9 protein-coding genes are annotated in these 10,428 nt (G+C 72.0%); 6 read left to right on the top strand and 3 right to left on the bottom strand.

Annotation, left to right across the window (positions count from 1 at the left end; translation table 11 throughout):
- On the bottom strand, window positions 1-426 hold the full coding sequence (locus tag M503_RS0107055; RefSeq protein ID WP_028919531.1) for a YkgJ family cysteine cluster protein: 426 nt from the start codon (window positions 424-426) through the stop codon (window positions 1-3).
- 436 nt (window positions 427-862) lie between these two features.
- Here M503_RS0107055 and oleC point away from each other — a divergent pair, with 436 nt between their 5' ends.
- The 5 genes from oleC to ubiB all read left to right on the top strand — a co-directional run bounded on the left by oleC (window position 863) and on the right by ubiB (window position 6,202).
- Window positions 863-2,533, top strand: a complete 1,671-nt coding sequence (gene oleC, locus M503_RS0107050) for an olefin beta-lactone synthetase (RefSeq protein ID WP_037060779.1) — start codon at window positions 863-865, stop codon at window positions 2,531-2,533.
- Window positions 2,530-3,537, top strand: coding sequence for a 2-alkyl-3-oxoalkanoate reductase (oleD, locus tag M503_RS0107045; RefSeq protein ID WP_028919533.1), 1,008 nt, complete (start codon window positions 2,530-2,532; stop codon window positions 3,535-3,537). The genes oleC and oleD overlap by 4 nt, the downstream gene beginning before the upstream one ends.
- 67 nt (window positions 3,538-3,604) lie before the next feature.
- The gene (locus M503_RS17055; protein ID WP_024868921.1) at window positions 3,605-3,763 is read left to right on the top strand and encodes a DUF1328 domain-containing protein; all 159 of its coding nucleotides are present in this window, start codon (window positions 3,605-3,607) and stop codon (window positions 3,761-3,763) included.
- Window positions 3,764-3,917: 154 nt separating this feature from the next.
- Entirely contained in the window at window positions 3,918-4,547 is a 630-nt protein-coding gene (locus M503_RS0107035) for a ubiquinone biosynthesis accessory factor UbiJ (RefSeq protein ID WP_028919534.1), read from the top strand.
- Window positions 4,544-6,202, top strand: a complete 1,659-nt coding sequence (ubiB, locus tag M503_RS0107030; protein WP_028919535.1) for a ubiquinone biosynthesis regulatory protein kinase UbiB — start codon at window positions 4,544-4,546, stop codon at window positions 6,200-6,202. The genes M503_RS0107035 and ubiB overlap by 4 nt, the downstream gene beginning before the upstream one ends.
- A 108-nt stretch (window positions 6,203-6,310) precedes the next feature.
- On the opposite strand, the gene M503_RS0107025 is transcribed toward ubiB, so the two are convergent.
- On the bottom strand, window positions 6,311-9,124 hold the full coding sequence (locus tag M503_RS0107025) for a M16 family metallopeptidase (protein WP_028919536.1): 2,814 nt from the start codon (window positions 9,122-9,124) through the stop codon (window positions 6,311-6,313).
- A 66-nt stretch (window positions 9,125-9,190) separates the two neighbouring features.
- Here M503_RS0107025 and M503_RS0107020 point away from each other — a divergent pair, with 66 nt between their 5' ends.
- On the top strand, window positions 9,191-9,928 hold the full coding sequence (locus M503_RS0107020; RefSeq protein WP_028919537.1) for a pseudouridine synthase: 738 nt from the start codon (window positions 9,191-9,193) through the stop codon (window positions 9,926-9,928).
- On the opposite strand, the gene M503_RS0107015 is transcribed toward M503_RS0107020, so the two are convergent.
- Window positions 9,925-10,422 (bottom strand): DUF2059 domain-containing protein, encoded by a 498-nt coding sequence (locus M503_RS0107015; protein WP_028919538.1) that lies wholly within the window; start codon window positions 10,420-10,422, stop codon window positions 9,925-9,927. The genes M503_RS0107020 and M503_RS0107015 overlap by 4 nt on opposite strands.
- Window positions 10,423-10,428: the final 6 nt, after the last annotated feature.

Raw genomic sequence — 10,428 nt, 5'->3', positions numbered from 1 at the left:
TCACGCCGCGATCGGCGTGACCGGCGGCGACGACGGGCTGTTGCCGCTGTCGTCCGGATGGTCGTCGTCGTTGTCGGCTTCGCGCCAGCGCCAGTCGGCGGCGGTCAGCGGCGGCAGGCCGTGGGCGATGCGGGCGCGATCGCACTGCGAGCTGGCCGCGCCGAATTCCCAGGATGCATCCACCTCGCGGCACACCGAGGGCCGGTTCGGATGGATGCTGCAGCGCGAATACACGCCGATCTCCGCGTCAAGCGCCACGCAGCGGATCGGCGGTGCGTAGGTGCCCTGCATGCACAGGCGGTGCGCATCCACCCGTTCGGTCAGGTGCGCCGGGACCCCGCCTGCGGTGAACTCGTCCGATTCCATCCAGTGGAAGGCGACGCGGTACTGGGTGCAGCAGGCGCCACAGGTGAGGCAGGGATGCATGGGGGGGGGCCGGGCCTTGCGCGGCGGAGCGGGGAATGGCTGGCGATTCTGCCGTATCCGCGGGGTGCGTTGTAGACGCCAGGGCCCGTACCGGCGCTTTCCCTGGTAGCCCGGCCAAGGCCGGAGGCCGCATCCGGGTGGGCGCGCGCGCCGCCGCCCGTTCCGCACCGCCTGTTCCTGGGTGCGCCGGCAGCCATGTAGCCCGGCCAAGGCCGGAGGCCGGATCCGGACATTCCGCCGCGCCCAGTCGTACTTGCGCCGCAGGCGGGCCGGGAGTCGTCCGGCAATAGATCCGCAACGCGTGGCGACGCGGATGCCTCGCCAGCGCCCCGCTGCTGCGGCGGTGCGCTCCGCTTGCCCGGCCACGACGTCGGGTTCGCGGAGCCCATGCCGCGTCACGGACCGGCTACCCGGCCCCATCGGCGATAATCCCCGCATGCCTTCCACTCCCTGCAACATCGCCGCCGCCCTGCCGCGGCTGGCCGCCGAACGCCCGAACCAGCCCGCGATCCGCTGCCCCGGCCGCCGCAGCGCCGGCAACGGCCCGGCCGCCTACGACGTGGTCCTGGACTACGCCGCCCTGGATGCGCGCAGCGACGCCATCGCCGCCGGCCTGGCGAAGCAGGGCATCGGCCGCGGCGTGCGCACCGTGGTGATGGTGCGGCCGTCGCCGGAGTTCTTCCTGCTGATGTTCGCCCTGTTCAAGGCCGGTGCCGTGCCGGTGCTGGTCGACCCGGGCATCGACAGGCGCGCGCTGAAGCAGTGCCTGGACGAGGCCAGGGCCGAAGCCTTCATCGGCATCCCGCTGGCGCACCTGGCGCGGCGCCTGCTGGGCTGGGCGAAGTCGGCGGACCGGCTGGTCACCGTCGGCCGCCGCTGGGGCTGGGGCGGGACCACGCTGGCGAAGGTCGAACGCGCCGGCGCCGGCGCCGGGCCGCAGCTGGCCGACACCGCGCCGGACGACGTGGCCGCGATCCTGTTCACCAGCGGCTCGACCGGCGTGCCCAAGGGCGTGGTCTACCGCCACCGCCACTTCGTCGCGCAGATCGCGATGATGCGCGAGGCCTTCGGCATCGAACCGGGCGGCGTCGACCTGCCGACATTCCCGCCGTTCGCGCTGTTCGACCCGGCGCTGGGCCTGACCTCGGTGATCCCGGACATGGATCCCACGCGCCCGGCGCAGGCCGATCCGGTGCGCCTGCACGACGCCATCCGCCGCTTCGGGGTGAGCCAGCTGTTCGGCTCGCCGGCGCTGATGCGGGTGCTGGCCGAGTACGGCCAGCCGCTGCCGACGCTGCGCCGGGTGACCTCGGCCGGCGCCCCCGTGCCGCCGGAAGTGGTCGGGAAGATCCGCGCGCTGCTGCCGGAACAGGCGCAGTTCTGGACGCCGTACGGTGCCACCGAATGCCTGCCGGTGGCGGTGATCGAAGGCCGCGAGCTGCAGGAGACGCGTGCGGCCACCGAGGCCGGCGCCGGCACCTGCGTCGGCCGGCCGGTGCCGCCGAACCAGGTCCGGATCATCGCCATCGACGATGCGCCGATCGACGACTGGAGCGGCGTGCGCGAACTGCCCGCCGGCCAGGTCGGCGAGATCACCGTCGCCGGCCCCACCGCCACCGACAGCTATTTCAACCGCGAGGCGGCCACGCGCGCGGCGAAGATCCGCGAGACCCTGGCCGACGGTCGCGAACGCATCGTCCATCGCATGGGCGACGTCGGCTACTTCGACGGCGAAGGCCGGCTGTGGTTCTGCGGACGCAAGACCCAGCGCGTGGAAGCGGCCGACGGCCCGCTCTACACCGAACAGGTCGAGCCGGTGTTCAACGTGCATCCGCAGGTGCGCCGCACCGCGCTGGTCGGCGTCGGCGAGGTCGGACGCCAGCTGCCGGTGCTGTGCGTGGAGCTGGCCGACGGCGTGCCGGCAAGCGAGTTCGCGCGCATCGAGCGCGAGCTGCGCGCGCTGGGCAAACCCCACGCCGCCGCCGCGCGCATCGACCGGTTCCTGTGCCATCCGCGCTTCCCGGTCGACATCCGCCACAACGCCAAGATCGGCCGCGAGAAGCTGGCCGCCTGGGCCGCCACCCGTACTGGAGCTGACAACGCATGAGGATCCTGGTCACCGGCGGCGGCGGCTTCCTCGGCCAAGCGCTGTGCCGCGGCCTGCGCGAGCGCGGCCACGAAGTGGTGAGTTTCCAGCGCCGGCATTCGCCGGAACTGGCGGCGATAGGCGTGGGCCAGGTGCGCGGCGACCTTGCCGACGCGCACGCGGTGATGCATGCGGCCGCCGGCATGGACGCGGTGTTCCACAACGCCGCCAAGGCCGGCGCCTGGGGCAGCTACGACAGCTACTACCAGGCCAACGTGGTCGGCACGCGCAACGTGCTTGCGGCCTGCCGCGAACACGGCATCGGCCGCCTGGTCTATACCTCCACGCCCAGCGTCACCCATCGCGCCACCCATCCGGTGGAAGGGCTGGGCGCGGACGAGGTGCCCTATGGCGAGGATTTCCAGGCGCCTTATGCGGCGACCAAGGCGATCGCCGAACAGGAAGTGCTGGCGGCGAACGACGCCCGCCTGGCGGTGGTCGCGCTGCGCCCGCGCCTGATCTGGGGCCCGGGCGACCAGCAGATCCTGCCGCGCCTGGTCGAGCGTTCGCACGCCGGCCGCCTGCGCATCGTCGGCAGCGGCAACAACCTGGTCGACACCACCTACATCGACAACGCCGCGCAGGCGCACTTCGACGCGTTCGAGCATCTCGCGCCGGGCGCCGCCTGCGCCGGGCGCGCGTACTTCATCTCCAACGGCGAACCGAAGCCGATCCGCGAGATCCTCAACCTGCTGCTGGCCGCCGCCGGCGCGCCGCCGGTGCGGAAGCATCTTTCGTTCAAGGCCGCGTACCGCATCGGCGCGGCCTGCGAGAAGCTGTGGCCACTGCTGCGCCTGCGCGGCGAACCGCCAATGACACGCTTCCTCGCCGAGCAGCTCAGCACCGCGCACTGGTACAGCATGGAACCGGCGCGGCGCGATTTCGGCTACGTGCCGAAGGTGTCCTTTGACGAGGGGCTCACGAGGCTGAAGGCTGCATGGCGGGAGCGCGCCGCCGTCACCTGATCACGACCGGGCAGCAAGCAACATCCTCGCACCCGCCCCAGAGAGGCGTTCACCGAGGGATGCCCCCATGCTGCATTACGCCGTCGTTTTCTTCGTCATCGCCGTCATCGCCGCGCTGCTGGGCTTCAGCGGCATCGCCGGCGCGGCCACCAATATCGCCTGGATCCTGTTCGTCGTCTTCCTGGTCCTGGGTGCCATCTCGCTGCTGCGCGGCCGCAAGGTCTAGCAGCCAACGTCCTGGAGCTGTAGCCGCCCGCAACCGGGATGCCTGCGGGCGGCAGGGAAGGGAAGCCATCGAAGCGGGCGGGACGGAGTTCCCGCCCGCTTCTCTTTGTGCCGGCGACCGGCGCCGGCCCCGCCCGGGCCGGTAGAATGCGCGCATGCCCACGCCCCTAGATGCCCTCAAGCCGCTGGCCGGACGCGCCCTGGAAGCGGCGTTGAACCGCGCGCTCGCGCTGGATCCGGATACCCGCGATGCCCTGTCCCGGCTGGATGGCCGGCGCGTGTCGCTGGCCCTGGAAGCGCCGCCGCTGGCGCTGGACATCGCCGTGCACGGCGGCTACCTGCAGGTCGGCCCGCCGCTGCGCGAGGCGGACCTGGCGGTGCGCGGCACGGTGAGCGGACTCCTGGCGCAACTGCCGTTCTTCGCCAATGCGCGCTCGCGGCCGAAGGGGCGCCTGCACGTGGCCGGCGACGCCGAACTGGCGCGCGGGCTGCAGCAGCTGGCCGCGCGTTTCCAGCCTGACTGGCAGCAGCCGTTCGTCGCCGCCTTCGGCGAGGTGCTGGGCGTGCAGATCGCCAACGCCGCGGGCGCTGCGCTGCGCGGTGCATGCGATACCGCCGCCGGCGTGGCCCGCTCCGGCGCCGAATACCTCACCGAGGAATCGCGCGACCTGGTCGCCCGCGACGAGGTGGCCGCGTTCAACGACGAGGTCGACGCGCTGCGCGACGACGTCGAGCGCCTGGCCGCGCGGATCGCGCGGCTGCCGCGCGTGGAGCCGGCGCCATGAGGGCCGCGCTGCGCGCCTGGCGCATCGGCCGGGTGGTCCTGCGCTACCGCCTGGACGAATTGCTCGACGACACCCCCGCCGGCCCCTGGCTGCGCCTGGGCAAGCCGTTCGTGCCGCGCGCCTCGGCCAGCGTGGCCGCGCTGCCGCGCGGCGCCCGCCTGCGCCTGGCGCTGCAGGAACTGGGCCCGATCTTCGTCAAGTTCGGGCAGATCCTTTCCACCCGCCGCGACCTGGTGCCGGCCGACATCGCGGTGGAACTGGCGCTGCTGCAGGACCAGGTCGCGCCGTTCGACGGCGAGGCCGCGCGCGGCATCGTCGAACATGCGCTCGGCGAGCCGGTCGAGGCGGCGTTCGCCCGCTTCGACACCGTGCCGCTGGCCTCGGCCTCGATCGCCCAGGTCCACGCCGCGCGCTTGCGCGACGGGCGCGAGGTGGTGGTCAAGGTGCTGCGCCCGGGCATCGAGAAGCAGATCGCCGCCGACATCGCCCTGCTGCGCTCGCTGGCCTCGGTGGTCGACCGCGCCCATCCCAACGCCGACAAGATCCGTCCGCAGCTGGTGGTGGACGAGATCGAAGGCACGCTGGCCGCCGAGCTGGACCTGCAGCGCGAGGGCGCCAACGCCTCGGTGATGCGCCGGCTGTGGAAGGACTCGCCGGACCTGTACGTGCCGGAGGTGATCTGGTCGCACACCGCCGAGCGGGTGCTGACCATGGAACGGGTCAGCGGCATTCCCTCCGACGACATCGCCGCGCTGGACGCGGCCGGCATCGACCGCAAGGTGCTCGCGGCCAAGGGCGTGCGGGTGTTCTACACCCAGGTGTTCCGCGACAACTTCTTCCACGCCGATGCGCACGCCGGCAACATCTGGGTCGACGACGACCCGGCGCGCCGCGCCGATCCGCGCTTCGTGGTGCTGGATTTCGGCATCGTCGGCCAGCTCTCGCCGCAGGACCAGTACTACCTGGCCGAGAACTTCATGGCCATCTTCCACAAGGACTACCGGCGCATCGCCGAGCTGCACGTGGAAGCGGGCTGGATGCCGGCCACCGTGCGCATCGACGAGCTGGAAGCGGCGGCGCGCGCGGTGTGCGAACCGTACTTCACCCGCCCGCTGAGCGAGGTGCCGCTGGGCGAGGTGCTGGCCAAGCTGTTCCGCACCGCGCAGCGCTACGAGCTGACCCTGCAGCCGCAGCTGATCCTGCTGCAGAAGACCCTGCTCAACATCGAAGGCGTCGGCCGCCTGCTCGACCCGCGCCTGGACATCTGGGCGGTGGCGCAGCCGGTGCTCGAGCGCATCCTGCGCGAGCGCTACAGCCCGCGCCGGCTGCTGCGCGAGTTCGGCAAGCGCGCGCCGGAACTGATCACCCGCGCCCCGGACATGCCGCGGCAGGTGCACGCCTGGCTGGAACAGCAGGTCGAAGGCCGCCACCGCACCGACATCCATTCGCGCGAGCTGGCGGAGATGGCGCGCACGCTGAAGACGATGCAACGGCGCTCGGTGGCCGCGATCCTCGGCAGCGGCCTGCTGCTGGTGGCCGCGGTGCTGTACGCGCTGGAAGCCGGCGGGCCGCGCCTGCTGGGCGTGCCGCTGTCGGCATGGATCGCCGGCGCCGGTGGCCTGTGGGCGATCCTGGCCGCGTTGCCGCGGCGCTGAGGCGCCAGGCCCCGCAAAGCAGAAGGCCGCCGCGGCATCGCCACGGCGGCCTTCCCTTTACTGCATCCGGTCTGCTCCAGCGCACGGGCGATGGAGCAGACCGTCGTCTCAACCCTGCGGCGTGGCGGCCGGTCCGGCCGTCTTCTCCGCTGCCGCGGCCTTCGCCGCCGCGTCGAAGTCGCCGGCCACGAACACGCTCAGCTTGCCCGGATCCAGGTGCCGGCGGATCGCCGCGTTGACCTGCTCGACCGTCAGCGCCCGGTACTTCCCGTCCATCTCCGCGGTGAACTGCATGGTCCGGCCGAAGTACAGCTGGTCCTGCAGCATGCCGGCGATGCGGCTGTCGCTGGCGCGCGCCTGCTCGCGTTCGGTCAGCAGGCCGGAGACCGCGTCGCGCAGCTCCCCGGCGGTGACGCCTTCGGCGACCAGCCGCGCCAGTTCCTCGCGCACCGCCTTCTGCACCTTGTCCATGTTCTGCGGCGCGGCGATGGCCTGGATGGCGAAGCTGCCGGCGTCGTCCTGGCCGTCGAGGCTGTCGTCGGCGCTGACCGAGCTGCCCACGCCGTAGCTGAGGCCTTCCTTCTGGCGGATGCGATCGCCCAGGCGCGAGGCCATCGCGCCGCCGCCGAAGATGCGGTTGGCCACGACCAGCGCCGGATAGTCCTCGTCGGTCACGCGCAGGGCGATGTTGTGGCGGGCCAGGAACACCGCGTTGGGCTTGTCCGGGGCCGGCAGCTTCGACTCGACCGGCGCCACCGCGTGGTAGCGGGTCGCGATCGGCGCGTACGGCTTCGGGCTGGACCAGCCGGCGAACAGCTCGCGCAGCTGCGCTTCGATCGCCTCGGCGTCGAAGTCGCCGACGACGGCGATCTCGCCCTGCGTGGTGCCGTAGAAGTCGCGGTGGAAGGCGACCAGGTCCTCGCGCTTCAGCGCCTGCAGCTGGGCCAGCGACTCGTCGAGGCTGCGCGCACGCAGCGGATGGCCGGCCGGCCACGGGTCGAAGTGCAGCGCCATCGCCTGCGAGACCAGGCTGCCGGGCTCCTTGCGCGCGGCTTCCACGCCGGTGATCGCCTGCAGCTTCAGCTGTTCGAACTCGTCCTCCGGGAACGCCGGTTCGCGCAGCAGCTTCGCCATCAGCGCCAGCGCCTCGGGCAGCTGCTCGCGCCGGCTCAGCAGCGACAGCCCGGCGCCCTGCAGGCCGCCGCTGACGCCACCCCTGGTCTGCAGCGCTTCCAGCTTCTGGTCGATCTGCACGCGGCTCAGGTCGCGCGCGCCGCGCATCAGCATCGAACCGGCCAGGCTGGCGGCCGCGTCGCGGCCGGTCAGGCTGTCGACGTCGCCGAAGCGGAAGTTGGCGTCCACCACCACCGTGCCGCCGCGGGTGCGCTTGGGCAGCAGCGCCACCTTCAGGCCTTCGCCGATGGTGAAGCGGCGGGTGCGCGCCTCGATGTTCTCCGGGGTCGGCTCGAAATGCTCGCCGGCATCGACCGCGGCGCGGCCGGTGTAGCCGGCGACCACGCTGGCCGCCGGCGGCGCCACCGGTACCTCGACGCGGTCCGGTTCGTCGGTGGGGATGAAGCGGCCGAGGGTGCGGTTGCTCGCGCGCAGGTACTGCGCGGCCACGCGGTTGACGTCTTCGGCGGTGACCCTGGCGATCGCGTCGCGGTGGGTGAACAGCAGCCGCCAGTCGCCCGAGGCGACGTACTCGGACAGGCCCACGCCCACCGCGTTGACGTTGGTGAAGTACAGGTCGAAGCCGTTGGCGAGGCGCTGCTGCGCCTGCGCGACCTCTTCGGCGGTGACCGGTTCGCTGGCCAGCCGCTCCAGCTGGGCCAGCAGGATTTCTTCCATCTTCGCCGCGTCGCCGCTGCGCGGCTGCACCGCCACCGCGGTGAACAGGCCTGGCTGGGCGCCAGCGCTGGCGCCGGCACCCGCGCCGGCGGCGATGCGCGGATCCACCAGCGCGCGATGCAGGCGTCCGCCCGGGCTGTGGCCTAGCACGTTGCCCAGCACCTCCAGCGCGGCGCTGTCGGCGTGGGTGCGCGCCGGGATGTGGTAGGCGGTGGCGACCAGGTTCATGTCGCCGACGCGGCGCACCAGCACCGTGCGTTCGCCGTCCTGCGCCGGCTCGATGGTCGGGAACCGCGGCAGCGGCGTCTTCGGGTTGCGCACCTGGCCGAACGCGGCCTGCACCCTGGCCAGGGTCGCGGCCGGATCGACGCGCCCGGCGATGATCAGGGTCGCGTTGTCCGGGCGGTACCAGGTCCGGTAGAACGCCTGCAGTTCCTCGATGCGCAGGCCTTCCACGTCCGAGCGCGCGCCGATCGGCGGGTTGCCGTAGTTGTGCCACAGGTAGGCGGTCGAGCGCACGCGCTGCAGCAGCACGCCGGCCGGGTTGTTCTCGCCGGATTCCAGCTCGTTGCGGACCACGGTCATCTCGCTGTCCAGGTCGGAACGGGCGACCTTCGAATTGACCATGCGGTCCGCTTCCATGCCCAGCACCCAGGCCAGGGTGTCGTCGTTGGCCGGGAACGAGGCGTGGTAGTTGGTGCGGTCGAACGAAGTGGTGCCGTTGAAGATGATGCCGCGGCGCTTCATCTCGCCGCTGATGTCGGCGTGGGTGGGCGTGCCCTTGAACAGCAGGTGCTCGAGCAGGTGGGCCATGCCGGCCTGGCCGTAGCCCTCGTGCACCGAGCCGACGCCATAGGTGAGGTTGACGGTCACCGTCGGCTTGGTCGGGTCGGGGAACAGCAGCACGCGCAGGCCGTTGGCCAGGGTGTATTCGCTGATGCCTTCGATGCTGGGGCCCGCGACCACGCCCTTGGGCAGGGCGGGCGCATCGGCCCGGGCATGCGCCTGCATGCCGGGCACGGCCAGTGCCAGGACCAGCGCGAATGCGAGAATCGGCTTGCCGGGGATCATCCGTGGTCTCCAATGGGCTGCCGGCGATGCTGCCGGCCGCCGGAGTGTCGCAGAAGCGATGGACCGATGCAGGAGTCAGGACGGATGCAGTTGCTGGTGCTGTACGAGGACGCGTGGCTGGCGGTGGTCGACAAGCCCGCCGGGTTGATGGTGCACGACAGCGTGCTGGCGGCCCACGAGACCGACTTCGCCGCCGACCGCCTGCGCGCGCAGTTCGGCCGCCCGATCTTCCTGGTCCATCGCCTGGACCGCGCCACCAGCGGCTGCCTGCTGCTGGCCTTCGACCGCGACAGCGCCTCGGCGCTGGGCAAGGCGGTGATGGCCCAGCAGCTGGACAAGCGCTACCTGGCGGTGTGCCGCGGCTGGCCGGAGGAGGCGTTCACCATCGACCATCCGCTGGATGGCGGCCCGGGCAAGCCGCAGAAGAAGCCGGCGGTCACCCGCTTCCGGCGCCTGGCCACCGGCGAACTGCCGGTGCCTTCGGCCGGCCATCCGACCTCGCGCTACGCGCTGCTGGAATGCGAGCCGGTGACCGGCCGCTTCCGCCAGATCCGCCGCCACCTCAAGCACGCCTCGCACCATCTCATCGGCGACACCAGCCACGGTGACGGGCGGCACAACCGCGAGTTCCGCATGCGCGGCGTGCACCGCATGCTGCTGCACGCCTGGCGGCTGGGTTTCCCGCATCCGCAGACGGGCGCGCGGATGGAAGTGGAGGCGCCGGTATCCGGCGAGTTCGCCAGGGCGATGGAGCTGTTCGGCTGGAGCCTGCCGGCGGCGACAGGCTCCAGCGCGGAGCGCTAGGGCCTGCGGCGTTCGGCGGAGAACCTGGCCATCTCTTCGCGGAGGCGCTCCAGTTCCGGCTGGATCGTCCTCTGGCTCGCCTCCATCAGGTTCTGCATCAGCAGCGGCTGCCGTTCCAGCAGGCGCTGCCCGGCCGGCGTCTCGTAGAAGGCGATGATCGCCTCCACGTCCTCGGCCTCGTAGGTCTTCTGGTACATCTCCACGTGGAGCGCGCGTGTCTTTTCCCAGGTGAGCAGCCTTCGCAGGGGACCCAGCGTGGTCTCGAGGGCGCGGGCCACCGATGCGTGTTCCTCCGGCGTCGCGTCTGGCGGCAGCATGCTCTCCGCCATGGCCTGGATCTGCGCTTCCATTTGTATCCACATCGCTTCGGTCTGGCGTTGCGCATCGGTGAGCTGCAGCAGCCGTGCGATCTGCTCCTCGCTGGGCGGCGCGGCCCAGGCCAGGCCGGGCAGGAGCAGGGAGAGGGTCAGGGCGATCACTTTCCGGTAGCGCATGGGTCC

The sequence above is a fragment of the Pseudoxanthomonas suwonensis J47 genome, assembly GCF_000513955.1.
Lineage (GTDB): Bacteria > Pseudomonadota > Gammaproteobacteria > Xanthomonadales > Xanthomonadaceae > Pseudoxanthomonas > Pseudoxanthomonas suwonensis_C.
The sequence above is the reverse complement of the archived record's forward strand: the minus strand, read 5'-3'. Positions and strand labels throughout refer to the sequence as shown.

What these genes read in the sequence shown, in the direction of transcription:
- M503_RS0107025 (WP_028919536.1), bottom strand. Translation starts at nt 9,124, where the DNA reads ATGATCCCCGGCAAGCCGATTCTCGCATTCGCGCTGGTCCTGGCACTG.
- M503_RS0107035 (WP_028919534.1), top strand. Translation starts at nt 3,918, where the DNA reads ATGCCCACGCCCCTAGATGCCCTCAAGCCGCTGGCCGGACGCGCCCTG.
- oleC (WP_037060779.1), top strand. Translation starts at nt 863, where the DNA reads ATGCCTTCCACTCCCTGCAACATCGCCGCCGCCCTGCCGCGGCTGGCC.
- M503_RS0107020 (WP_028919537.1), top strand. Translation starts at nt 9,191, where the DNA reads ATGCAGGAGTCAGGACGGATGCAGTTGCTGGTGCTGTACGAGGACGCG.
- M503_RS0107055 (WP_028919531.1), bottom strand. Translation starts at nt 426, where the DNA reads ATGCATCCCTGCCTCACCTGTGGCGCCTGCTGCACCCAGTACCGCGTC.
- M503_RS0107015 (WP_028919538.1), bottom strand. Translation starts at nt 10,422, where the DNA reads ATGCGCTACCGGAAAGTGATCGCCCTGACCCTCTCCCTGCTCCTGCCC.
- M503_RS17055 (WP_024868921.1), top strand. Translation starts at nt 3,605, where the DNA reads ATGCTGCATTACGCCGTCGTTTTCTTCGTCATCGCCGTCATCGCCGCG.
- oleD (WP_028919533.1), top strand. Translation starts at nt 2,530, where the DNA reads ATGAGGATCCTGGTCACCGGCGGCGGCGGCTTCCTCGGCCAAGCGCTG.
- ubiB (WP_028919535.1), top strand. Translation starts at nt 4,544, where the DNA reads ATGAGGGCCGCGCTGCGCGCCTGGCGCATCGGCCGGGTGGTCCTGCGC.